Here is a 24,914-nt window from a genome sequence, read left to right on the forward strand (position 1 = left end):
GGTGCTGAAGCATCTTCTACTTTTTGGGGCCTTCTGCCTACTGTTTTCCGGCCAAAGTCTGGCTCAGGCAACTTTTACCTTAAGCGGCCTTATCCGCGATGCCGAAACCGGAGAAAGCCTGCCCGGCTCCACCGTTTTTCCCAAAGCCAATCCGAAAGCCGGCACCATGGCGAATGACAAGGGAATGTACCAGCTCTCTTTTCCGGCCGGAAAACATACCGTTGTGGTGCAGTACCTGGGTTATACCCGGCAGGAAAAAAGCATTGAAATCTCTTCAGACCAAACCCAGAATTTCCGTTTATTACCCGAAGCAGCCAGTATTTCGGAAGTGGAAGTTACCGCCAAACGGACGAACGAAAACGTGCGGAGTACCCAGATGGGGGAAATTATCCTGCCCATTGAACAGATAAAAATGCTGCCGGTGCTCTTCGGGGAAACCGATATTATTAAATCGCTGCAATTACTTCCGGGCGTGAAATCGGGTGGAGAAGGGAATACCGGTTTTTACGTGCGCGGCGGCGGTTCCGATCAGAACCTGGTCTTGCTCGACGATGCCGTTATTTACAACCCGGGCCACCTGATGAATTTCTTTTCGGTCTTCAACAGCGATGCGGTTCAGAATATTTCTCTCATAAAAGGCAACATGCCGGCCCAGTACGGCGGCCGGCTTTCTTCGGTGTTGGCCGTGGAGGCTAAAAATGGCAATCCGGATTCCCTTCGCGGTACCGGCGGTATCGGGTTAATTGCTTCGCGGTTTACGCTCGAAGGACCGATTGCGAAAGAAAAAGCGTCTTTTCTGGTTTCCGGCCGCCGGACGTATATCGATCAGGTTGCTTCGCCTTTCCTGAAAAATACTGAGCAAGGCGGCGTGCCTTATTACTTCTACGACCTGAACGGGAACGTAAACATCAACCTTTCCAAAAAAGACCGCTTGTTCCTGAACGGGTATTACGGGCGGGATGTGGGAGAATTTTCCTTATCGGCAGGTACTTTCAAAGCGCAATTCGATTGGGGAAACACGGCAGCTTCGGCTCGGTGGAACCATATTTTCAGCGACAAGGTTTTCCTGAACGTGGCGGGTTTGTACAGCGGCTATAAATTCAATTTCGATTCGGAATTCGATGCCTTTACTTCCCAGCTTTTAACCGGTGTGCAGGATTACAGCGCCAAAACCGACCTGAACTTCGAACCAAACCCGCGCCACCGGCTGCAAGTGGGCGCCCTCTACACCTACCACATTCTCACGCCCCGAACCGGCCAGGCCAAAACTTCCGATGGGTTAGACATTTCCACCAGCCGGGTAAAAGATAAATTCAGCCACGAAGCAGCCGCATATTTAAATTACAACTGGTCGGTAACGGAAGACCTGGAAGTGGCGGCCGGGCTGCGGGGAAGCTTTTTCCGGCAAACCGGCCCGTTTACGTGCTACCAGTTCAATGCTAAAGGTGGGATTTCCGATTCAACGGTATATAAAACGGGCCAAAAAGTGAAGGATTTTGCTCTGGCTGAACCGCGCTTGTCGCTCCGTTACGCGTTTAGCAAAGAATCTTCGGTGAAAGCCGGGTTTGCGCGGAATGCTCAGTATCTGCACCTTGTTTCCAACTCGTTCACTTCGCTACCGCTCGATATCTGGGTACCTTCTTCGGTATTGCTGCCGCCGCAAAAAGCTACCCAATATTCGGTTGGTTACTTCCGCAATTTCCGGGAAAATAATTACGAAGCTTCGGCGGAAGTGTATTACAAAGACCTGGAAAACCAGCTGGAATACCGCGAAGGTTACGCCCCCGGCCCGAGCAACAAAGACCTAGAATACGAATTCGTGACCGGCGACGGCGAGGCTTACGGCTTGGAGCTTTTTCTCCGGAAAAACTTCGGCGACCTGCAGGGCTGGCTGGGCTACACGCTTTCCTACGCCAACCGCAAGTTCCCGAACCTGAACCAAGGCCTGGCTTTCCCTGCGCGTTTCGACCGGCGGCACGATTTCTCGGCAGTGGCTTCTTATAAAGTAAACGAAAAATGGACCGTGGGCGGAACCTGGGTGTATGCCAGCGGGCAACCCCTTACCGTACCGGTTCGGCGCTACGTAATTGAAGGCGTGGTAACCTACCAGTACGGCAAACGCAACGATTTCCGAATGGAAGCCATTCACAGATTGGACCTTTCGGCGACGTACCGGAAAAATACGAACCGGAAGCTGCAATCGAGCTGGACCTTTGCCATTTACAACGTGTATGCCCGGCAGAACCCGTTCTTTTATTACATCGACACCGAAGGCAATCCATACGACAATACGGTAAAGCTGCAGGCCAAAAAAGTAAGCATCTTTCCTTTCCCTATTCCTTCGGTTACGTGGAACTTTACTTTTTAGTGATTAGTGATTAGTGAATAATGATTAGTAAATAATGATTAATGATTGGTAACGATTTCAAAAAGGGATGTCATGTTGAGCGATAGCGAAACAACTTGTCGGCGTTCAGCAATACCGATATTTCTGGCTAAGCTGCTGTTGGCCAATGAGGTCCTTCGCTGGCGCTCAGGATGACAGGGCTTTGAGATAGCTTCTAGTAAATAATGGTTAATGAATAATGATTAATGGTTAATATATTTTTTAGTAAACTCTTATTAAAACTTCGGAAGGAACGGGTTTCCGGGGTTTTTATGGTGGTTTTGCTACCGTTTCTGTGGGGTTGTGAGAAGGATCTGACGCTGGAATTGCCGGAAGGTGTAGCTAAAATTGTGGTGGAAGGCCATATCGAGCAGGATGCGCCCCCGGTGGTGGTGCTTACGCGTAGTGTGCCGATTTTTAGTGGTTACAGCCCCAAAGATATTGAGGCTGCTTTTGTACACAATGCCGAAGTTTTTGTTTCGGATGGCGCTGCCGAATACCAACTGCAGGAAGTGAATTCGAATATGCTTACGCCGGAACTTTCGAAGCTGATCGCGGAACAATACGGTCTGCAACCGAATACCGAAACCGGCCGGCTTCCTTTTACCTTTTATTTCTATACGAATCTGCAACTGCTTGGCCAAACCGGTAAAAATTACAAGCTCCGCGTTCAGGCCGAAGGACAGACCTTAACGGCAAACACCAGCATTCCGCACCTGCTGCCGATCGATTCGCTTTGGGTGAAACCACACGCCGATCCTAAGAAGGATTCCCTGGTCATGCTCTGGTACCGCTACCGCGACCCGGATACGGTTGGTAATTCGGTGCGCTACTTTACCAAACGAAATCAGGAAGCTTTTTATCCGGGGTATTACAGCTCCATTTTTAACGACGAACTCATAAACGGCCAGCCTTACATCGATTTCCCTTTGGCCCGGGGACAGTCCAAAGGCCGCGAACCGGATTTTGAAACCTACGGCTATTTCCGGAAAGGCGATACCATTACGGTGAAATGGTGTGCCATCGATGTGCCGCATTTTAATTTCTGGTTCAGCCTGGAAAACGATTTTAACAGCCGGGGAAATCCATTCGGTGCGCCGGTTTCCATTCAAAGCAATATCAAAGGCGGCCTGGGGATCTGGGGCGGTTACGGGGTTACCTACCACCGGTTCGTTGTTCCAAAATAAGGCTGGGGTTTTAATCTCGTTACTTTTTAAGCGCAAAACCCTAACATTTTTCAGCCGGTCCGGTTTTATTTCCAAACGTAAATCCGGAAACCATGAGCGAAGCAAAGAAATCTACCGATCAGAAAGAAATAAAGGAATGGGCTGAAAAGCACGGTGGCGTACCGGCCATTATAAAGGGTACGGAAAACGACGGCAAAGGCGAAGGTGTGCTACGCATTCACTTCCCGAAAAAAAGCGACAGCAACGATTCGTTTGAAGAAATTTCCTGGGAGGACTTTTTCCGGGAGCTGGAAGAAAAAAAGTTAGCCGTGCTGCTCGATCCTAAGACCACCTTCAGCAAAATTGTAAACCGGGATTAAATGTCAGTCAATTGAAAATGCAGCAATTCCGTTGACTGAAGTCAACGGCAAGAGATATCCTGAATTTTGAAACTGCTACCTCCATTTTTTAGCCAGATGCTGTCTTAAAATGAATGTAGTCTTATGAAAGAGTGTCATGGTGAGCGTTAGTGAAACAACTCGTCGGCGTGAAGCATAACTGATATTTTAGGCTTTACTGCTGTAGGCAGACAAGGTTCTTCGCTGCCGCTCCCCGGAATGCTCCCGGGCAGGCACGATGACAGGTTTATTATTTTTGATTGCAGCTGTATTTATAAAATAGCTTTTAAACAAAAAGAGCTGCTCAATGAGGCAGCTCTTTTTGTTTTCAGGAATTCCGGTTTCCCAGAATCCGGGCAATGTACTTCCCTATAATATCAAATTCAAGGTTAACCGTATCGCCAACTTTCAGGTTTTTCAGATTTGTGTGCTCGAAAGTGTATGGAATGATGGCTACGGAGAAAGCGTTTTCCCGGGAATTCACCACGGTTAAGCTGATGCCGTTCACGCAAACCGAACCTTTTTCTACCGTAATATTTCCCTGAGAAGCCTCATATTCAAACGTAAAGATCCAGCTGCCATTGGCGTTCTCAATGCTTTTACAAACGGCAGTCTGGTCTACGTGCCCCTGCACGATGTGCCCGTCGAAACGGCCGGAAGCGGGCATGCAACGTTCCAGGTTAACGGTATCATTTTCCTTCCAGAAACCCAGGTTCGTTTTCTGCAACGTTTCATCAATGGCCGTAACGGTATATTCATCGCCGGAAATAGCCACCACCGTCAGGCAAACCCCGTTGTGCGCCACGCTCTGGTCGATCTTTAATTCCTGCACAAAAGGAGCCGTTAAGGTAAAATGCTTGTTCGTTCCCTCCTCGCGGATATTTCTAATGGTACCTAATCCTTCTATTATTCCGGTGAACATAATCTTAATTTTAAAATTTGAAGATTTGGAAATTTGAAAATGGGATCAGATGGATTTAGTACCTAAATTAATTATTCAATTTAGATTGAATTTTGACTTTGAAGAACATTCCTGAATCCATCTTCAAATTTCCAAATCTCCAAATTTAACTACTTTCCCCTTCCCTCAATGATAATTTTTACAGTGTAGAGCATTACCCGGAAATCCATAGCGAGACTCATGTTTTCGATGTAGAGAATGTCGAATTTGAGGCGGCGCACCATTTCGTCTACGCTGGAAGCATAGCCGTATTTTACCTGGCCCAAAGAAGTAATGCCCGGACGTACGCGGTGCAGGTGTTTGTAATGCGGCGCAATTTTTACGATCTGGTCGATGAAGAACTGCCTTTCCGGGCGCGGCCCTACCAGACTCATATCCCCAATGATCACGTTCCAGAATTGCGGCAATTCATCCAGACGTACTTTCCGCATAAAACGGCCCCAGCTGGTAATTCGCGGGTCATAATCGGAAGAAAGCGATGGGCCCATTTTCTCCGCATCGATGAACATGCTCCGGAATTTATAAATATAAAAAGGTTTCCCTCCTTTGCCGATCCGTTCCTGCTTGTAAAAAATCGGCCCCGGACTGGAGAGTTTCACCATAACCGCGATCATGGCATAAACCGGGAAAAAGATCAATAAGAACAGGCAGGAAGCCACCACATCGATGATCCGTTTCATCACTTCCTGCCATACCGGCATCAGGTTCTGCTTGATCTCGATGAGCGGCGTGCCGAACAGGTGGTTAACTTTCACCGACCCCAGCAAGATCTGGTACAAATCCGGCAGTATGCTGATGCGCACGTTGTAGCCTTCCATCAGGCCCAGAATTTCTTCTATCTTTTTATGCTCGGAAGGCTCGATGGCTATTACTACTTCCTCGATATTATGCTCCCGGATGAGTTCGGGCAGTTTGTAGTAATATCCCAGATTCTTCAGATCTTTTACAAAGGCGGTATCCATGGCCTGAAAAACCTGCAGAAAGCCTAAAATATTGAGCCCCAAATGCCGGTTGTTTCTTTCCAGTTCCCAGAAAACCTCTTTGGCGTTGGAATTAGAACCAACAATTAAGGTATTAAAAGAGATGTGCCGTTTAATTACCAGTTTCTGAATGCTCGATACCACAATAGTCCGGAAAACGGCCGAAATGAGGAAATGAAGCAGGAAATAGGTGGAAATGGTTTTGTAATAAAGCCGGTAATTATCGATTCCTTCATCGTCGAGCAAAAGGCCGAAGAAAATGATAATGCCGCCTAAAAAGGAAACCTGGGCTAAATTGGAAATCTCTTTTACCCGCGATTTGCGAAAGATATCGCGGTATTGCCCGATAAGCGTATACAAAATAAGCCAGAAAGTGGCGATCATGATGGCGCTGCCCAGCAGAAAGAAGGAGATCCCTTCATTCATTTCGTGCAGGATGTATTTACGCAGCACGTAAAAAACGATCCAGGCCACCATGGCAGCCAGGTAATCTGCAAGAATAAGTTTTATTTTCTGATAATTCCGCGTCAAGGCTTAGAAATGTATAAGTCTGACATTATCGATAGCAATGTAATCGCGCGGGTTCGAAGTCCGGATAGCTTCCAGGAGCACGCTGAAAGTTGCTCCCCGGACTCCGGGACTGTTCACTTCATCGGTCAGGTTTACGTACGCTTTTTTCCACTCCCGGCTGGCATTCAGGTGAAGATCGGTGGCCGGAACGCTTAACCCGCCAACGGTAGCCGAAACCCCGATCCGCATAGGCATGGTAGAACGGTAGTCTAATTCCAGAAAAACCGGCGAACCGTTCTGCGGCAGGTTGCCGTTAAAAAAAGATTCCAGCACAATATTACGGGTGGAGCTGGCATTGCCATAAACCACGCCCACCGAGCCATTGGCAAACCTGAAGTCGGCCAGCGAATCCTGATTGGTTTCCAGTTTATACGCGCTTCCGGTGGCCAGTTTTAAAGCTTTCGGTCCCGAAACAGAAGTAAATTCTTCATACACCGGAAAAGGCATAACCGTTTTAGGAGAAAACTTTACTACTGGCGAAATAGAGGTAACTTCCCCCGGCTTTAAAAAGATCTTCTTTTCAAGGGTTGTATAAAAAGCATACTGAAAGCGAACGCCCTTCATGCCATCGGCATAAATTCCCGGCATGATCTCGATTTTTACCGAATCCTTTTCCAGTATCGGAATTTTAGCCGGCAATTCGAACACGCCTATCTGCTTGCCATTGGCATAAACCCAGGCATCGGAAATACCATTGGAAGGGGTGCCATAAGTTTCGGACGTATTTTTACGCGGATCGAGGGTAAAATTATTTATTTCGAGGTAAGATGGCGTATCTTCCGTAGGATTGATAATTTCGCAGCCGGAGAAGGCGGTAAACGTAATTACCGGCAACAGCAGCGCAACAACTGAGCGGAATCGCATGTTAAAGAATTAGTTTCAAAAAGCAAATTTAGATTAAAAACGCTAAACCCGAAATAAGATTGTTGAATTATAAAACTGAAAAAGCAACTATTACATGTTCGTAGATTCTTACCGGCATAAAGGTATGCGCAAAGCATTGGTAAGACAATTGCGCGAAAAAGGCATCCGCGACGAAAACGTGCTCCGGGCCATCGAAAATATTCCCCGTCATTATTTCTTTGAAAAAGCTTTTCTGGAACACGCCTACCAGGACAAAGCTTTTCCCATTGGCGAAGGCCAGACCATTTCCCAACCGTACACGGTAGCCTACCAGACCGAATTACTGGAGCTAAAACCTACCGATAAGGTGTTGGAAATTGGGACCGGCTCCGGTTATCAGTGCTGCGTGCTGCTGGAAATTACCCCCAACGTTTACACCATAGAATACAATCAGGCCCTTTATAATAAGGTATTAAAAGCTTTTGCCGACCTGGGTAAAAAGCCATTTGTCTTTTGCGGCGACGGCTCCGAAGGCATGCCCGCTTATGCGCCGTACGATAAAATTATAGTTACCGCCGGCGCCCCCACCGTGCCCAGAGCCTTACTTACCCAGCTGAAACCCGGCGGCATTCTGGTTATTCCGGTGGGCAATAGCAATTCGCAGAAAATGCTCCGGATCAGGAAAATTTCGGAAACAGATTTTACGAAAGAAGAACTGGAAGATTTCAAATTTGTGCCCTTACTCGGAAAATCGGGTTGGCAATAAGTAATTGAAGCTTAACTAAATAATAGCCCACCGCGGCTTTAAAACTTACCCTTTCTGTTAAAATTATTATTGATTTATTATCAATGATTTCTTATCTTGCCTGCAAATATTACCAACCTATGAGATTAAAACATTTACTACTAGCTTCGGCTTCAGGTTTACTGCTTTTGGGTACCAATGCCCAGGCCCAAAACTACAGGAATTACGGCTGCTACACCGATGAGCATACCAAGGAACTGGAATTAAAATATCCAGGCCAGGCCCAGGCCCGGGAAGCGATCGAACAACAGATCCAGCAATATTTAAAACAGAATCCTGCAGCCAAAAGACAGGCAGGCGTACTGAAAGTACCCGTAGTAGTACACATAGTAACCGAAAAAGGCCTCGATGGTATTTCGAAAGCCCAAGTAGAAAATGGAATTGAAGTATTGAACCAGGATTTCCGCCGTACCAATGCCGATGCCAACGTTACAAGAGGTCTTTTTTTACCTTATGCGGCGGATATGGAAGTAGAATTCGTACTGGCGAAGATCGACCCGAACGGCCAGCCCACTGAAGGAATTAACCGGGTAACTTCGTTTACCACCAACGGCCCTGTGGTGAGAAATAACGTAAAAACAGCTGCCCCGGCCTGGCCTACCGATAAATACTTTAACGTATGGCTGGTAAAAACAATTAACAGCGATAATGCAGTTGGCGGCGGTACCATTCTTGGTTACGCTCAGTTCCCGGGTACTGGCACCTGGACTGAATACGGCTTAGTAATGCTTCACAAACAATGGGGCAAGCAAGGTGCTGTACCTGGTTCTACTGCTGATTCCGATGGCCGCACCGCAACCCACGAAGTAGGCCATTGCTTTAATTTATTACACACGTTTTATCAGCCTAACTATAACGCCAACCAGTGCCCTAGCCCGATTAATCATACTACTACCGGCGACCGCGTTGGCGATACCCCGCCTGCTGCATTCGACACGTATGTAGGCTGCAATACGCAAACCAACAATTGTCAGAACGACGTAGGAACGGGCAGCCCTTATACTACCGATGTAATTAACCAGACGGAAAATTACATGAGTTATGACCTGTGCCAGAATATGTTTACGCTGGGGCAAAAGGAAAGGACGCAAGCCGCTTTAACCACAATTCCCCAACTGGTTAATCTCACTTCAACTTCAAACGCTGGTGTAACCGGTATAGACCCTTCGGTTACGGTTGGCCCAACTGTTCCGATCCCTTACTGGGGTGTGCAGAACAACCACGTTTGTGCCGGTACTTCCATAACCTTTGAAGACAAAACGTATAACGCCACGGCAACTTCCTGGAACTGGTCTTTTCCGGGTGGAACGCCAAGCACTTCTACCCAGCAGAACCCGGTAGTTACATACAACACCCCTGGCGTTTACCCGGTTACCTTATCGGCAGGAAATAGCGCAGGTAGTAAAAGTGTAACGGTTCAGAATTTTATCACTATTGTGCCAACTACCGGTCTGGTGAAAACCCAGGGTCAGCAGCAATACGTAGAGGATTTTGAAGACACCTCCTTCCCTGCCAACGCAGCCGCTAACTTAAGCTGGGAACGGACATCTACCGCAGTTGGCTCCAATAACGTTAACTGGGAACAAACCGGCGCAGCCGCAGCTTCAGGCACCAAATCTATCCGCTTGCGCAACAATGCTTTTTCGGCAGAGAATCAGGGCGTTTATTCAACCATAATCTCCCCGAATATCGATATTAGCGGCAATGCCAATATTGTAGCTAATTTTGACCTGGCATTTGCCAAAAGAACATCTGCTACCCCAGGTGAAGAACTGAAAGTTTATCTTTCTACCGATTGCGGCGCTACCTGGCTCCCTCGCTACAGCAAGGCCGGAAACCTATTGGTAACCAATGGCGGAACTGTAGTAGGCAACTTTACGCCGGGCACTAACGACTGGAGAAAAGAAACTATTCCGGTTCAAAACAGCCTTCTCACGAATGGCCGTTTAATGTTCAAATTTGAAGCGCAGAATTTTGGCGGAAACAGTATTTATATCGATAATTTCCGGGTATATACTACCATTCTGGGAACGAACGAAGAGATCGCTGCAAACAACAATATTCAGCTTTTCCCGAACCCGCTTACTTCTGCCACCGGTATTAACTTCGAATTGAAGAAAGCCGACCAGGTTTCCGTAAATATCTATGACCTGGTAGGAAACCAGATCTACAAAGGAAACACAGAAATGTTAGCTTCCGGAGCTCATACAATTCCGGTTTACGATAAGTTAAAAGGGTATAAAGCCGGCATGTACCTGGTTCAATTACAAATTGGCAACCAGGTTTACAATACTAAACTGATCGCGCAATAAGTAACCTGCAATTAATTTACAAAGGCCTGCTCCAAGAACCTGATTCCGGAGCAGGCCTTATTTTTTTGTCCCATCTTTCTACTAGAGATAAAAATGTAGGTTTGCAGTAGTTTTTAGCAAACCTGCCGGCGCATAGATAAAAGATAAAATTGCCTGATCAGGATTATCAGCCTTTAGATTACCGTGGGTTAAACCATGCGGGAATGAATTTTCACAAACCTTACCTATAAGGCAACAAGTTAAAGACTAGTTTCCGATTGGGCAAAAGCCGGTGTTAATTTCCGGTTCAGACCAGTTTTGCCTTTAACCTATAAACCAAAAGTTTTAATAGAGTTTCCTGACGGAAAACCGCTGGCAGCAACAACCTGGTCTCCGATCCTTTTCACCCCTTATTTAACATAGCTTTATAGCAGTATTTCAGCTGTTTATAAAATTCCGATTAGGTTTGAAACTATTTATTAGGTAAATTTATTCCAGGCTAATAAGCGTAGTAACATACCTTATCAGTTCTCTTCCGAAATTATCTTTTACTTAATATGAGAAAAAAAGTACTGTTCCTGGCCAGCGCCATAGTTTTAGGCTTGAGTTTTAACGAGGCAAAAAGCCAGCATATTCCGTTCCGTAAATATTGCGCTACCGATAGTATGACTGCAGCTGCTATGCGCCAGTACCCGGAATACGCCAAAGGCCGGAAGGAATTTGAGGCCATGGTAAGATCGCTTAACACCCAAAGCAATGCCCGCAGAGCTTCCACGCCGAATTCAACCATTCCTGTGGTTGTGCACGTGATCCATACGTATGGGGCCGATAATATTACGGATGGCCAGGTGTATGATGCCTTACGGATTGTAAACGAAGATTATTCTAAAACCAACCCGGATACAGCTTCCGTAATTGCTGCTTACCAGCCCCGCTATGCTAATGTGGGCTTTGAATTTAAACTGGCGCAAAAAGACCCGAACGGAAATTGCACGAATGGTATTACCCGGACCTACTCTACCTTAACCGATAACGCCGATAATAATGTAAAAAGCCTGATCATGTGGGACCCTACCAAATACCTGAACATCTGGGTGGTGAACAGGATCTCTTTCGGCGCCGGCGGTTATTCTTACCTGCCATGCAGCGTTCCGCAAAATATTGAGGGCATTGTTGTATTAAATACCCAGTTTGGCAGCATCGGCAAATCGAACGGCGGCAACTTTTCGGCCAGAACTTTAACCCACGAAATTGGCCACTACATGGGGCTTCCGCACGTTTGGGGAGGATCCAATTCACCCGGCGACCCGGCTAACTGTGGCATGGATGACGGTATAGCCGATACGCCTAATACCATTGGCTCTGCCACGCAAAACTGCCTTGTAAATGCCAACACCTGCGGCGGTACAAATGGTAACCCGGACCCGGATGGCACCATGCCGGACAACGTTCAGAACTATATGGATTATTCCAACTGCGCCATGATGTTTACCAACGGCCAGAAAGCGGTAATGACGGCGGCGCTGAGCATGTCGTGCCGCAGCAATTTGACTACCCCTAATAATTTAATTGCTACCGGTACTAACCCGGGTTATACTGCAGCCTGCGCCCCAATTGCCGATTTTAAAGCTTCAGCGGACAGAGTATGTGAAGGCAATGTGGTATATTTTAACGACCAATCCTATAATATCGCTGCAAATAGCGCGGTTAGTTATTCCTGGTCCTTCCCCGGAGGTACGCCTGCCACTTCAACGGATCCGGATCCGATGGTAACTTATAATATTCCGGGTGATTACGATGTCGTTTTAACTACCACCAATGCGGCGGGCACCCATACCATAACCAGAAACCAGGCCGTAAGAGTAAGCCCGGCTACCAGCATTGCTATAGCACCTTATCAGAATAGTTTTGAAGACCCTTCTTTTCCGGTTGATCCTTTAAACGCTCAACTCAGCTGGGAATTAATAAGATCGGGTACTATTAGTTGGGAACAAACACAGGCGGCGGCAGCAACGGGTTCATCCAGTTTAAGGATGCGGAACAGAGATGTTTCCGTTGGAACAGTAAACACGCTGATTATGCCTGCAGTGAACTTTAATAATATAACGGGCAGTACACTTAAATTTAAAGTAGCTTATGCCCAACGGGCAGCAGTTACCAACGATAAATTATCTGTTTATTTCTCGAAGGATTGCGGAAGAACCTGGGCTTTGCGTTATAATAAGATCGGAGCGAACTTAAGCACTACCGGCACCTTTTTAAACAATTTTACGCCAAATGCAGCCCAATGGCGTCAGGAAACCGTGGCCCTGGGCAACTACGCCACTGCAAACACCCTGATCAAGTTTGAAATAACCAGCAATTCCGGAAGTTCGCTTTACCTGGACGATATTGAAATTACCGGCAACGCTATCTCCGGCCTGGAAGACGCCCAGGCAAATGCGCTGAACCTGAACGTTTACCCGAACCCGAGCAACGGCGATGCTACCGTTGGTTTTGCCTTAACCGGGAAATCGGATTATACGCTGGAAGTACTTTCCATTACCGGACAGCGAATCGGACAAGCCCTGGTAAAACAAAACCAGGAAGGCTCGCAGCAATTAAAACTGAGCAGCATTACCGGCCAGGTTACTTTAAAAGCAGGTGTGTATTTGGTGAAACTGCAGGCCAACGGATTTACTACCCTGAAAAAGGCTATTGTTTTCTAAGCAAAAAGTAAAACCGTTTTAATTTTAAATGTGCCGCCGCAAGGAGTATCTTTGCGGCGGTATTTTTTATTAGCGCTATGCGGAAAAAGAAAAAAGTAAGTGAATCGTACACCATCATGACGGAACTGGTATTGCCCAACGATACCAATACGCTGCACAATTTAATGGGCGGCCGCATGATGCACTGGATGGATATAGTATCGGCGATTGCGGCCCAGAAACACTCGAACCGCATTGTGGTAACGGCTTCGGTAGATAATGTTTCGTTCCGGGAAAGCATTAAACTGGGCAACGTTGTTTCCTTAGAAGCGCAGGTTACCCGGGCGTTCAACTCAAGTATGGAAGTGCACATTAAAGTGTATGCCGAAGATATTCCGGCCGGCAGAAAAGTAAAGACCAACGAAGCCTTCTTTACGTTTGTAGCCGTGGACCAGATGGGCAGCCCGATAGACGTGCCGGAGGCAGTTCCGGAAACCGAAAACGAAAAAGCCTTATACGACGGGGCACTTCAACGCCGGCAATTACGTTTGATCTTAGCAGGCCGGATGAAACCTCACGATGCGGAAGAACTGAAAGCGATCTTTAATTTGCAGGAGTAGTTTTTTAGCCGGCACCCTATCGTTTATCTCATACAGTTATGTCTGAATTCAATTCTGCTTTCTATAAAAATTTTTATTCTGAAACGTTATTCGTAACCCGCGATGCCAACGCCAACGTGCCTGCTCCGGGGGAAGACGCAACGGTTTCCGGGCCGGCCATTATCTGGAAAGAAGCCGTTTTTAAAGGGCTGGTGATCCTGGTTTCGGAAGATGAAAAAGCGTTCAACGCCATCCTGCAAAACGAATTCCTGACCAAGATCCTGAAAGCGATAAAGTTTGAAATGCACGATGTGGCCTTTGTAAATGTGTCGAAAGGCAAAAACGTGAATCTGGCGGTTTTGGGAAGAAGCTTATCGATTAAAAGTTTGATTAGTTTCGGTACCGGTCTGATCGATCTGGAAAAGATCCCGGCTGCTTACAAGCATTTTCATATTGGTCCCACGCCGGTTCTTTTATCGGAAAGCTTAACCCAACTGGAAGCCGACCAAAGTAAAAAGCGTTTGCTGTGGAATGGTTTGCAGGGGATGTTTTTGTAGGATAGTTAAAAGCTATCTCAAACATAGCTGTCATGTTGAGCGATAGCGAAACACCTCGTTGGCATTAAGCAATTCTGAAATTTCTGACTTTACTGCTGTAAGCCGACGAGGTCCTTCGCTGGCGCTCAGGATGACAAATAAAAAGCCTTTCCATTACTGGAAAGGCTTTTTATTTGTCAGGGCAAAACGGTAGCGTTCTTCACAAAAAAACCTGTGAGGTTTTAAAAACCTCACAGGTTTGATATCTCCGAAGAGAAATGACTACTTCAGCACTTCTGCCAGTTTCGCTTCAAGTGCGGCACCGCGGAGGTTCTTGGCGATGATCTTGCCTTCTTTATCAATTAAAATAGTATGCGGAATGGCGGTGATGTTGTAAAGACGGGCGGCGCTGCTCTCCCAGCCTTTCAGGTCGGAAACGTGCGGCCAGGTAAGCTTATCGTCAGCGATGGCTTTTACCCATTTGTCTTTGCTCTGGTCAAACGAAACGCCGAAGATCTCGAAGCCTTTGTCTTTGTACTTGTTGTACATTTTTACTACGTTCGGGTTTTCGCGGCGGCACGGACCGCACCAGGATGCCCAGAAATCGATGAGCACGTATTTGCCTCTCAACGAAGATAAGGACATGGTGCCTCCATCCGGCGTTGGCAAAGTAATTTCCGGCGCCATGCTGCCCACCGTTACCGAGCCAAGTTTGGAAAGGCGTTCGTTCAGCGCTTTGGTGTATTTGGATTCCGGCTGGGATTTCTTGTAAACAGTAAGCATGCTGTCGGCAAACGCATACTCATCTTCCGGATTAATGAGCGTAAGCGTGCTGTACACCGACATAATAGAGTTCGGGTTTTTACGGATAAAGGCCTTAAAATTCTTTTCGCTGCTTTCCTGTACCCGGTTTGCGGCCGCTTCCACTGCTTTAATGGAATCCTGATTACCAGAGCCGGAAGCGGCGATATAACGTTGTTTCAGGCCTTCCATCTGCTTTTGCGACTGCATCATGATGCCGTTAAGGTCTTTCAGCAGCTCAGAATCTTTGGAGCCCTTTACGGTGTAGGTTTCCGACAGCCGGTTGGCATCAGCCTCAAATTCGATCGGCTTGTTTTCCAAAACGAATAGGATAGCGTTTTGTGGACCTAATGCCAGTTTGTAAATGCCGGTTTCGGTAACTTTACCCGTCATTTCAAAGCTGCCGTCTTTTTTGATCTCGGCAGTATCGCGGCCAATAAATTGCTGCTCGCCCAGTTCATCGAGGTACACTTTGCTGCCTTCGGTAGCATTTTTGAATTTGCCGGTAATTTTATAGCCGTTGCCGGAAGTTTCGGCGGTTGTTCCTTTTTTGTTGCAGGCGCTTAACATGGTTAAGGCCCCGGCAACTACTAATATTGTTTTTTTCATTGTTTCTATTCTAAGTTCAGAAGGTGGAATTTCCTCCCCCTTGCCCCCTCCAAAGGGGGACTTATCTGATAACGTATTTTTTTCAATAAAACGCATTTTGCGATGGTCCTCCTTTGGAGGGGGCAAGGGGGAGGACCACTTTTGCGGTCCCCTTCCCTACCGCTTATTATGCATTCTCAAGCGTTTTGCGCAAGAGTTCGTTCGCAATTTTCGGATCGGCTTTGCCCTGGGTTTTCTTCATTACGTCGCCCATGAACATGCCTAATAAACTTTGCTTGCCGGCTTTGTATTCCGCTACTTTGGCCGGATTAGAGGCAACTACAGCGGAAATGATTTCTTGTAATGCATTGGTATCAGTACTTTGCAGCAGGTTCAGGTCTTCAGCCGCTTCCATCGGGTTTTTACCCGGATATTCCAGCAGGTGCGGGAAGATCTGTTTGCTGGCGGCGTTGTAATTTACCTTGCCTTTTTCTACCAGTTCAATTAAGCCGGCAATTTGGTTTGGCGTCAGCGGGAAATCGTCGATGTGCAGCGTGAGTTCGTTCAGGTAGGATTTGATCGGTCCCATCATCCAGTTCGACGCGGCTTTGTATTTATTCGTGTGCTCGCAGATCTCTTCGAAGAACAGGGCAATTTCTTTGCTGTCGGTAAGCACTTGCGCATCGTATTCCGGCAGTTCATACTCTTCGGTAAATTTCTTGTGCAGGTATTGCGGCAGGTGCGGCATCTCTTCTTTAATGCGCGCGATCCATTCCTGAGAAACTTTCAACGGTGGCAGATCCGGCTCCGGGAAATAACGGTAATCGTTCAGGGTTTCTTTGGAACGCATGGCTGTGGTGCTGCCGGTATTCGCATCGAAGTTCCGAGTCTGGGAATCGATCTCGCCGCCGTTCTCCAGGATCTCGATCTGGCGTTCGATCTCGTGTTCGATGGCGCGCTGCACGTTCCGGAAGGAGTTCATGTTCTTCACCTCCACTTTCGTTCCGAACTTGGTAGCACCTTTGAGCATTACAGAAATGTTGGCATCGCAGCGCAGCGAACCTTCTTCCATGTTGCCGTCGCAGATATCGAGGTACTGCACCAGTTTTTTGATCTGGGTCAGGTAGGCGTAGGCTTCTTCGGAATCGCGGATATCCGGTTCGGAAACGATCTCAATCAGGGCAACGCCGGCGCGGTTAAAATCTACCAGCGTTTCGGTTTCGCCGGCTAAGTGCATCGATTTTCCGGCGTCTTCTTCCATGTGAATGCGGGTAATGCCGATGCGCTTTTCTTCGCCGTTGCCGGTTTTAATTTCTACGTAGCCTTTGGTGCAGATCGGGGTTTTATCCTGGGTGATCTGGTAGCCTTTCGGAAGATCGGGGTAGAAATAGTTTTTACGGGCGTACACGTTATTTTCCGTGATCTGGCAGTTTGTAGCCAGGCCCATTTTCACGGCCATTTCCACCACTTTTTTATTGATGCGCGGCAAGGTGCCCGGGTGACCGAGGGTAATTACGCTCAGGTTGGTGTTGGGCATGGTGCCGTATTCCGTAGAATCGGAAGAATAGGCTTTGCTCTCGGTTAACAGCTGCGCGTGCACCTCCAAACCAATTACTGCCTGATATTTATCGCGAATTGCGCTTTCCATTTTTAGTGATTAATGATTAGTGATTAATGATTAGTTGGGTCATTAATCAGTTATATCTTTTAGTTTATTATCCAGTCGCTTAAAACTTCCAACTTAGGTTTAATTCCGGGCTTTTGCCACCTTTTCTTATCAAGCCTGGAAAATTTCTCTCTATAAGTTAAGATTCCAGCTGTAGGTACAATAATGGAAATTGTTCCAAGCAGAAAAAAGTATAATGCTCTTTCAATATCATCCTCTATAAATAGTTTAATTGCTATTGAATAAACAACAAAAATAACGAAGATAGAAGACCAAATCGCAACTCTGGTTCTGAAATACTTTGTCGATAATCTTAATTTCAAATGAGAATAAATTTAACCATTTCTGCCGTTGTTGGTGTTTTTACCAGCAACTAACTTCTATCTGCTACCAAAACTTTAAATAAATTTATTTGATGAGAATTCATTATTTACATGCCTTTTGAAATTGCTTTCCAAATTCATTGACATGAAGTACACAATCAGTCGCTTCAATCTCTAATTCTAAATCAGAATTTTCAACTTGACATTTAGAAAGTATAGTAATTAATTCTTTATGAGACCTTAAGGAATCTGAGGTTTGATTTTTTAAGGTTGAGTCATACATTAATTCAATTAAACCAAATTTGCTAAGTCTAATTAAACTAGTAGATACTTCAAAAATATCATGACCTGGTATTACCCAGCCTACAAACCATTCTGGAGTAACATCAACAAGAATCTTACCTTTATTTTTAATAGAAATTGTTGGATGGATTGCTAATTGAAATCCTCTAATCTGTGCCAATCTATCGAAAACCTTTGCATCAAGACTATTCATTTGTTTTATTAATTCAACAAATGAAGGATGAACTTCCCTATTCATTGATTTATCCATTGAATTAGCAAGCAAATTCAAATACATTTCTCGTAGGGTTTCATTTTGTGCTGTGTAACTTAATGCTTGCATTAAAGGAACAGCTATTTCCGGTTCAGGTGTTTGTCGCCTTTCCTCAGGAATTTTCTCAAATCTTTTATTTACACCTTCTGTAACTAATTCTTCTATTTTCTCCCAACCCCATAAAAGCCCTCTAACTGGTGCTAGTAATGCTTTTACTGATCTTCCTGCTACTTCTCCTACTACAACTGTTGCTGGTTTTGCTAGATCTTTATATACCTCAGGTACAAGTTTTGAAGCTTCGTCAATTACCTTTTCCGTTGGGTCAATCATTTTAATTCTGAAATTAAAAGTTGTACATAATTATAAATTAAGCAATCCCCTTAACAAACGCCTCCGCTTTAGCCGGAACATTTGCCAGCCCTGCGGCATTTTTACCGCCGGCGGTTGCGTAGAACGGCTGTCCACCGCCGCCGCCCTGGATCTCTTTGGCCAGTTCTTTTACGATCTGCGTGGCGTTCAGGCCTTTTTCGGAAACCAGGTTATCGGAGAGCATTACGGTGAGCTGTGGTTTTCCGTCTATTTCGGCGGCTAAAACCAGGAACAGGTTGTCTACGGACTGGCGCAGGTCGAAGGCGAGTTTTTTCACGTAATCGGCGGAGCTCAAGCTTACCTGCCGGGCAATGAAGTTGATACCGTTGAGTTGCTGCACTTCGTTGGCCAGCGTGTTTTTCAGGTCGGTAACCTGCTTCATCTCGAATTGCTCCAGTTGCTTTTTCAGGGCCGAATTTTCTTCCAGCACTTTTTCCAGCGATTTTGCTAGCGTCTGCGGATTGCCCAGCAGTTGCTTTACCTCTTCCAGTTGCTTGGTTTGTTCGTGTACAAATTCTTCGGCGGCATTAGCCGTAACCGCTTCAATACGGCGTACGCCGGCCGCTACCGAGCTTTCCGACACGATCTTGAAGAAACCGATCTCGCCGGTGCTTGCCACGTGGGTTCCGCCGCAAAGCTCTACGGAGTAATCTTTATCGAAAGTAATTACGCGCACGTATTCGCCGTATTTTTCGCCGAACAAAGCCATTGCGCCGTGTTCTTTCGCTTCAGCAATGGGTACGTTACGTTGTTCGTTCAATTGAATGTTGGCGCGGATCTTCGAATTTACCATTCGCTCGATCTCGTGGATCTGCTCGTCGGTGACTTTGGTGAAGTGCGAAAAGTCGAAGCGCAGGAGTTTGTCGTTTACCAGGGAGCCTTTCTGGTGCACGTGGTCGCCGAGGTGGTTGCGCAGGGCGGCGTGCAGCAGGTGCGTGGCCGAGTGGTTTTTCTGCGTCATTTTGCGGCGGCTCGCGTCGATCTTCACGTAAAGCGGCGCGTTCACGTCTTCCGGAAGTTCGTGGGTTACGTGAATGATCAGGTCGTTTTCCTTGCGCGTATCGTGCACTTTAACCTTGCTCAAACCTGATTCCAGAAAACCGGTGTCGCCTACCTGACCGCCGCTTTCGGCGTAGAATGGCGTGCGGTCCAGCACCAGGTGGTATTCGGTTTTATTTTTGGTAGTTACTTTGCGGTATTTAATTAGGCGCGCTTCGCCGGTTACGTGATCGTAGCCGGTAAATTCGGTTTCGGCGTCGGCATCCAGCACCATCCAGTCGCCTTGTTCCGAAGCGGAAGCGTTGCGGCTGCGGTTCTTCTGCTGCTCCATTTCAGCATTGAAACCAGCTTCGTCGATGGTCAGGCCTTTGTCTCTGGCAATCAGCGCGGTAAGGTCCAGCGGAAAACCAAAGGTATCGTAGAGTTCGAAGGCAGTTTTTCCGTCGATTACGTTAGCATTTTCTTTGAAAGATTTTAAAGCAAATTGATAATCTATCTCCTGTTCATCGTTGAATTTTGATGGAGGAGTGTTTATAAAATCAATATTCAAATCTTTTGACAAATCCCAACTGTATTGATCTGCTATATCTCGTTTTAGATTATTTATATCCTTATCTGAAGCTTTGATTTTATTTCCTTCAGTATCTAAAAAAGGTAAATCAATATTATTTAAATGATTTACAAATAAACGATGTATTAAAGAATGGACCCTTTTTAATCCGTTTTCCAACGTGCGGAGGAAAGCATTTTCTTCTTCCTCGATCACGCGCATAATGAAGCTTTGCTGACCTTTCAGTTCCGGGAAGGTGTTGCCCATTTGCTCTGCCAGAACCGGAACCAAGCTGTAAAGGAACGGCTTTTTGAAGTTCAGGAACGTGAAGGCATAACGCACCGCGCGGCGCAAAATGCGACGAATTACGTAACCGGCCTTGTTGTTGGAAGGCAGCTGCCCGTCGGCAATGGCGAAGGCAATGGCGCGGATGTGGTCGGCAATTACGCGGGTGGCAATGTCGGTCTTTTCGTTCTCGCCGTAAGTTAAGCCGGCTTCCTTGGAAATGAACTGAATGAGCGGCTGGAAAACCGAGGTATCGTAGTTCGACTGCTTGCCTTCGATGGCCATGCACAAACGCTCAAAGCCCATTCCGGTATCTACGTGCTGCGCTGGCAGTTTCACCAGCGAGCCGTCGGCCAGGCGGTTGAACTCCATGAATACGTTGTTCCAGATCTCCACTACCTGCGGGTGGTCGGCGTTCACCAGGTCTTTGCCCGGCGTTTTGGCTACCTCTTCTTCCGAACGCAGATCGATGTGAATTTCAGAGCACGGACCGCAAGGCCCCATATCGCCCATTTCCCAGAAGTTGTCTTTCTTAGAACCGAACAAAATACGCTCTTCGCCCCCCAGAATGTTTTTCCAGATCTCGAAGGCCTCCATGTCGCGCTCCAGGTTTTCTTTCGGATCGCCGCCGAACACGCTCACGTACAACCGGTCTTTCGGCAGTTTGTAAACCTCCGTCAGCAGTTCCCAGGCCCAGTGCAGCGCATCTTTTTTGAAATAATCGCCAAACGACCAGTTACCCAGCATCTCGAACATAGTATGATGGTAGGTGTCGTAACCAACTTCCTCGAGATCGTTATGTTTGCCTGAAACCCGGAGGCATTTTTGCGTATCGGCGATGCGCTTATACGGAGCCGGTTTATTACCCAGAAAGTAATCTTTAAATGGCGCCATACCCGAGTTGGTGAACATCAGGGTCGGGTCGTCTTTTACCACGATGGGCGCGGAAGGCACGATGTGGTGGCCTTTTGAAGCAAAAAAATCGAGGAACTGTTTCCGTATTTCGTTCGAGGTCATATTTCGTAGGTTCGATTATTCGATATTCGAATGTTCGATTTATGTAAAGTATGAAAATGCTAGGGTTTCGGGCCTGAAATTGCGGATTGCCGGATTTCAGGCTAACTGCAAAAGTAGTATATTTCGGAAGAATCTGGTAGGTTTTTGGGGGATTTGATTAAATTTACACCCCACCCCCGGCAGCTAATTCAGGGGAGGGAGTTTTGAAATTGTCTGAACACGATTTTCAGGATTTAAAGGATGGACAGGATTTTTTGTCTGAACTGTGATTCTTATGATTATCCTGATTTCCACGACTCATGTACGGACAGGGCTTGACCTGTCCCCACGTTATTGCGACAAATTATTAATTTCTTATTACCAGAAAAATTCGAACAACGAATAACGAGCAACGAAACCGTGCCATACAAAGAGAAAAATATAGAAAAGCAGTATTACACCATTGGCGAAGTGGCTTCGATGTTTGGCGTGGCAGCCTCGCTGATCCGGTTCTGGGAAACGGAATTTGAGGAACTGAAGCCGAAGAAAAACAAAAAAGGCAACCGGCTATTCACCCCTTCCGATATCGAAACCCTGCGCACCATCCACCATTTGCTGAAAGACCGCGGCTATACCATTCAGGGTGCCCGCGAACTGCTCAAAAACAAAAGCGTCCAGACGAAGGAAAAAGTGGAAATGATTCAGAGTCTGGAGAAGGTTCGGGCGTTTTTGGTGGAGATGAAGAAGCAGTTGTAGCGTTTAACAAAGCAACATCAAAAGCCATTAGCCGTTTATTTTAAAAACCGTTTTCCATTATGAATACCCAGCAACTTCGCAATTTACTTATCGATAAGATTTCCAGCATCCGGGACGTAAAATACCTGATGGCTATTAAGACTATTCTGGATACTAACTTTCCGGAACAGGAACCTTATAAATTAACTGATGCGCAGCGTAAGAAAGTACGCACTGGTTTAGAGCAGTTAAAAAATGGCGAAATTACTTCAAACGAAGATCTGGAAAAAGAGGAAGATGAATGGCTAAACGAATAATCTGGTCAAAAGAAGCTAAACAGGATCGTCGGGAAATTCTGGAATTTTGGTTTCAGCGAACTGGCAATAAAAAATACAGCCGGAAATTAGCAAAGCAATTTGCTGAAACGATTCGATTTATTTCGCAACATAATTACTTAGGTCGTGCAGTAGATGAAGAAAATGTCCGAGTGAGTGTCTGCGGTCATAACCTGATTTTTTATAGGGTTACAAACAATTTACTTGAAATAGTTTCACTTTTCGACAGCCGTCAAGATCCTGATAAACTAATGTTCGATTAGCAGATTCTCTTCCAACTTTAAGAGATCTCCCTGAGGTCGGAATGACAAAACACTCAAAGAAGCAATCAAAAATCCCTTAAAAAGTGCCAGCCGTGAACGAACAGCTTTACGAAGTAGCCATTGGCCTGATTCCCGGCATTGGCGGTATGCTGACCCGGCAGCTGGTAAGTTATTGCGGTTCACCGAAAGCCTTTTTTGAAACGCCCCTTTCCAGACTCGAAACCATTCCGGGAATTGGACCAGCTGCCTTAAAAGCCTTCAAAAGCCGTGAGGAGGCTTTGAGGAAAGCGGAAGAAGTTTTGCAACAGGCCGAAAAATACGATGCCCAAATCCTGTTTTACACGCATCCAGATTACCCGAAACGCCTGAAGCAGATTGCAGATGCGCCTACCCTGCTTTTTTACAAAGGCAACGCGAGTTTAAATCACCCCAAAACCATCAGCATTGTCGGTACGCGCAAACTAACCCGCTACGGCGAAGCGGTTACCGAAAAAATTGTCCACGACCTGCAAAAGCACGACCCGCTCATCATTTCCGGACTGGCTTACGGCATCGATATTGTAGCGCATCGTTCGGCGTTGAAGTATGGTCTGCAAACCATTGGTACCATTGCCAGTGGACTGGATATGATCTACCCATCGGCGCACCAGAAAACAGCGGAGCAAATGCTGGAACAAGGCGGCCTTTTATCTGAAAAGATCTTCGGCGTGGAGCTGCATCCTCAATTCTTTCCGGCCAGAAACCGCATTATTGCCGGTCTGGCTGATTGTACGATTATTGTAGAAGGCGCTTTGAAAAGCGGTTCGTTGATTACCGCTGAAATTGCCTATGGCTACAACAAAGAAGTAATGGCGGTGCCGGGAAATATTACGTCGGAAGTTTCCGGAGGCACCAATTACCTGATCAAAACCCAACAAGCAGTACCCTATACCTGCATCGAAGATCTGGAAGCATTGCTGAACTGGGATGGACTTTTACAGCCGCCACAGCTTGGCCTTTTTTCTACGTCACCAGCAAAACCGAACCGGCCAACGCAATACGATCCGAAAGATTTCAGCCAGGAAGAATGGGCCATTATTGAAGTGCTGCAGCAAACCAACGATGAGCTCATCGATAATATCAGCTGGAAAGCACAAATTCCAATAAACCAGATCGCTTCCCTCCTGCTGAACCTTGAGTTTAATGGCGTGGTGAAAAGTTTGCCGGGGAAGAAATTCCGGTTATTGTAATTTCACATGATCGCGTCATCTCGACGTTAGGAGAGATCTCTTGGAAATGGCAGGATCATAAACTATAAAAATCAATAGCTAACTTTCTACCAACTTGATGAGATCTCTCCTTGCGTCGAGATGACCGGATAAATTAGAAAAATTTGAAATACATTCTATATAACTTCGAATTAATTCCTGAAAGCAAACTACAGATCCAACTTTCAAACCGCGCTTTTCAGTACAACGATGGGGCTTTTGAAACCATGCTTTTTATAAATGGAAAGGTGCGGTTTCTGGAAGATCATCTGGCGCGGTTACAAAAGGCGGCGAAGGTTTTGCAAATCGAACTTCCGGAAATACTTTTTCAGCCGGAAACAGTAGCATTATGGGTTGAAAAACTCATTCAGGAAAATCAGCTCCAAGGCAGGATAAGATTAAAACTTAAGATCTGGCGGAGCGGGACAGGACTATATACACCGGAAGAAAATACGGCTGAAGTTTTAATTTCAGCAGCGCCGCAAATACAAACTCCGGCAATAATAGAAAAAGCAGATTTTGCAGAATCTGTTCGCACCCATTTCTCCTCTTACAGCTTTTTTAAAGGCCCGAATTCGCTGCAATACGTTTTGGCCGGCTGCGAAAAGCAGCAGCGAAATCTGGAGGAAATTATTTTGTTGAGTTCCGAAGGCTACGTTTCCGAATGCCTGGCTTCCAATATTTTCTGGATCTGGAATGAAACGGTTTTCACCCCTGAAATCAGAACAGGTTGCGTAGCAGGCGTGATGCGCGAAAATTTGCTACGCGTTTTTCAGGCCGAAAGCTTAGCGTTTCAGGAAGGATTTTATCTAACTGAAGAATTGCTGCAAGCCGAAACGGTTTTCACCAGTAATGCGGCTGGCATAAAAATTTTGCAGCAGATCGGCACAACGGAATTTTCTAAAGAGCTCCCCGATTGGCTGAACCTAAAACTGAAAGAAAATCAATTCATCTAAATTATAAAAGGCAGCTATTTCAA

At 46.3% G+C, this 24,914-nt stretch carries 21 protein-coding genes; 13 read left to right on the forward strand and 8 right to left on the reverse strand.

The window, feature by feature from the left end:
• Position 1 precedes the first annotated feature (1 nt).
• The 3 genes from F0P94_RS18385 (at position 2) to F0P94_RS18395 (ending at position 3,932) form a co-directional block, all read left to right on the forward strand.
• Positions 2 to 2,368 carry a TonB-dependent receptor gene (locus F0P94_RS18385; protein WP_225307285.1) on the forward strand — a complete coding sequence of 789 codons (2,367 nt, stop codon included), beginning with the start codon at positions 2 to 4 and terminating at the stop codon, positions 2,366 to 2,368.
• A gap of 224 nt (positions 2,369 to 2,592) precedes the next feature.
• Positions 2,593 to 3,573, forward strand: a complete 981-nt coding sequence (locus F0P94_RS18390; RefSeq protein ID WP_191907100.1) for a DUF4249 family protein — start codon at positions 2,593 to 2,595, stop codon at positions 3,571 to 3,573.
• Positions 3,574 to 3,665: 92 nt separating this feature from the next.
• Positions 3,666 to 3,932 (forward strand): hypothetical protein, encoded by a 267-nt coding sequence (locus F0P94_RS18395; protein ID WP_150905815.1) that lies wholly within the window; start codon positions 3,666 to 3,668, stop codon positions 3,930 to 3,932.
• A gap of 346 nt (positions 3,933 to 4,278) precedes the next feature.
• Here F0P94_RS18395 and F0P94_RS18400 read toward each other — a convergent pair whose 3' ends face one another.
• The 3 genes from F0P94_RS18400 to F0P94_RS18410 all read right to left on the reverse strand — a co-directional run bounded on the left by F0P94_RS18400 (position 4,279) and on the right by F0P94_RS18410 (position 7,325).
• A complete protein-coding gene (locus F0P94_RS18400) occupies positions 4,279 to 4,872 on the reverse strand; it encodes a riboflavin synthase (RefSeq protein ID WP_150905817.1) in 594 nt (197 codons plus the stop codon).
• Between the two features lie 149 nt (positions 4,873 to 5,021).
• The gene (locus tag F0P94_RS18405; RefSeq protein WP_225307286.1) at positions 5,022 to 6,422 is read right to left on the reverse strand and encodes a sugar transferase; all 1,401 of its coding nucleotides are present in this window, start codon (positions 6,420 to 6,422) and stop codon (positions 5,022 to 5,024) included.
• 3 nt (positions 6,423 to 6,425) lie between these two features.
• On the reverse strand, positions 6,426 to 7,325 hold the full coding sequence (locus F0P94_RS18410) for a hypothetical protein (protein WP_150905819.1): 900 nt from the start codon (positions 7,323 to 7,325) through the stop codon (positions 6,426 to 6,428).
• Between the two features lie 94 nt (positions 7,326 to 7,419).
• Here F0P94_RS18410 and F0P94_RS18415 point away from each other — a divergent pair, with 94 nt between their 5' ends.
• From F0P94_RS18415 to F0P94_RS18435, 5 genes are all read left to right on the forward strand, one after another.
• Positions 7,420 to 8,070 (forward strand): protein-L-isoaspartate(D-aspartate) O-methyltransferase, encoded by a 651-nt coding sequence (locus tag F0P94_RS18415; protein WP_150905821.1) that lies wholly within the window; start codon positions 7,420 to 7,422, stop codon positions 8,068 to 8,070.
• A 119-nt stretch (positions 8,071 to 8,189) separates the two neighbouring features.
• Positions 8,190 to 10,421 (forward strand): M43 family zinc metalloprotease, encoded by a 2,232-nt coding sequence (locus tag F0P94_RS18420; protein WP_191907101.1) that lies wholly within the window; start codon positions 8,190 to 8,192, stop codon positions 10,419 to 10,421.
• A gap of 536 nt (positions 10,422 to 10,957) precedes the next feature.
• Positions 10,958 to 13,108 carry a M43 family zinc metalloprotease gene (locus F0P94_RS18425; protein ID WP_150905825.1) on the forward strand — a complete coding sequence of 717 codons (2,151 nt, stop codon included), beginning with the start codon at positions 10,958 to 10,960 and terminating at the stop codon, positions 13,106 to 13,108.
• 77 nt (positions 13,109 to 13,185) lie between these two features.
• Positions 13,186 to 13,707 (forward strand): acyl-CoA thioesterase, encoded by a 522-nt coding sequence (locus tag F0P94_RS18430; protein WP_150905827.1) that lies wholly within the window; start codon positions 13,186 to 13,188, stop codon positions 13,705 to 13,707.
• 38 nt (positions 13,708 to 13,745) lie between these two features.
• Positions 13,746 to 14,243: a hypothetical protein gene (locus F0P94_RS18435; protein ID WP_150905829.1), complete on the forward strand. Its 498-nt coding sequence runs from the start codon at positions 13,746 to 13,748 to the stop codon at positions 14,241 to 14,243.
• 261 nt (positions 14,244 to 14,504) lie between these two features.
• Here the strand turns inward: F0P94_RS18435 and F0P94_RS18440 are convergent, their stop codons facing one another.
• The 5 genes from F0P94_RS18440 to alaS form a co-directional block, all read right to left on the reverse strand.
• Positions 14,505 to 15,632 (reverse strand): TlpA disulfide reductase family protein, encoded by a 1,128-nt coding sequence (locus F0P94_RS18440; RefSeq protein ID WP_150905831.1) that lies wholly within the window; start codon positions 15,630 to 15,632, stop codon positions 14,505 to 14,507.
• Positions 15,633 to 15,798: 166 nt separating this feature from the next.
• Positions 15,799 to 17,259: an Asp-tRNA(Asn)/Glu-tRNA(Gln) amidotransferase subunit GatB gene (gene gatB / locus F0P94_RS18445; RefSeq protein ID WP_150905833.1), complete on the reverse strand. Its 1,461-nt coding sequence runs from the start codon at positions 17,257 to 17,259 to the stop codon at positions 15,799 to 15,801.
• A gap of 59 nt (positions 17,260 to 17,318) precedes the next feature.
• Positions 17,319 to 17,600 (reverse strand): hypothetical protein, encoded by a 282-nt coding sequence (locus F0P94_RS18450; protein ID WP_150905835.1) that lies wholly within the window; start codon positions 17,598 to 17,600, stop codon positions 17,319 to 17,321.
• Positions 17,601 to 17,703: 103 nt separating this feature from the next.
• Complete coding sequence (locus F0P94_RS18455; RefSeq protein WP_150905837.1) at positions 17,704 to 18,486, reverse strand: DUF4393 domain-containing protein; 783 nt, start codon at positions 18,484 to 18,486, stop codon at positions 17,704 to 17,706.
• A 37-nt stretch (positions 18,487 to 18,523) separates the two neighbouring features.
• Positions 18,524 to 21,376 (reverse strand): alanine--tRNA ligase, encoded by a 2,853-nt coding sequence (gene alaS / locus F0P94_RS19940; protein ID WP_225307287.1) that lies wholly within the window; start codon positions 21,374 to 21,376, stop codon positions 18,524 to 18,526.
• A 399-nt stretch (positions 21,377 to 21,775) separates the two neighbouring features.
• On the opposite strand from alaS, the gene F0P94_RS18465 reads away from it, so the two are divergent.
• From F0P94_RS18465 to F0P94_RS18485, 5 genes are all read left to right on the forward strand, one after another.
• On the forward strand, positions 21,776 to 22,111 hold the full coding sequence (locus F0P94_RS18465; RefSeq protein ID WP_150905839.1) for a MerR family transcriptional regulator: 336 nt from the start codon (positions 21,776 to 21,778) through the stop codon (positions 22,109 to 22,111).
• Between the two features lie 59 nt (positions 22,112 to 22,170).
• Positions 22,171 to 22,407: a hypothetical protein gene (locus F0P94_RS18470; protein ID WP_150905841.1), complete on the forward strand. Its 237-nt coding sequence runs from the start codon at positions 22,171 to 22,173 to the stop codon at positions 22,405 to 22,407.
• Positions 22,392 to 22,688, forward strand: coding sequence for a type II toxin-antitoxin system RelE/ParE family toxin (locus F0P94_RS18475; protein WP_150905843.1), 297 nt, complete (start codon positions 22,392 to 22,394; stop codon positions 22,686 to 22,688). Before F0P94_RS18470 ends, F0P94_RS18475 begins: the two co-directional genes overlap by 16 nt.
• A gap of 92 nt (positions 22,689 to 22,780) precedes the next feature.
• The gene (gene dprA, locus F0P94_RS18480; RefSeq protein WP_225307288.1) at positions 22,781 to 23,917 is read left to right on the forward strand and encodes a DNA-processing protein DprA; all 1,137 of its coding nucleotides are present in this window, start codon (positions 22,781 to 22,783) and stop codon (positions 23,915 to 23,917) included.
• A 143-nt stretch (positions 23,918 to 24,060) separates the two neighbouring features.
• A complete protein-coding gene (locus tag F0P94_RS18485; protein WP_150905845.1) occupies positions 24,061 to 24,891 on the forward strand; it encodes an aminotransferase class IV in 831 nt (276 codons plus the stop codon).
• The last annotated feature ends 23 nt before the right edge of the window (positions 24,892 to 24,914 follow it).

Origin of the sequence: Adhaeribacter soli (assembly GCF_008727925.1) — a bacterium.
GTDB classification, from domain to species: domain Bacteria; phylum Bacteroidota; class Bacteroidia; order Cytophagales; family Hymenobacteraceae; genus Adhaeribacter_A; species Adhaeribacter_A soli.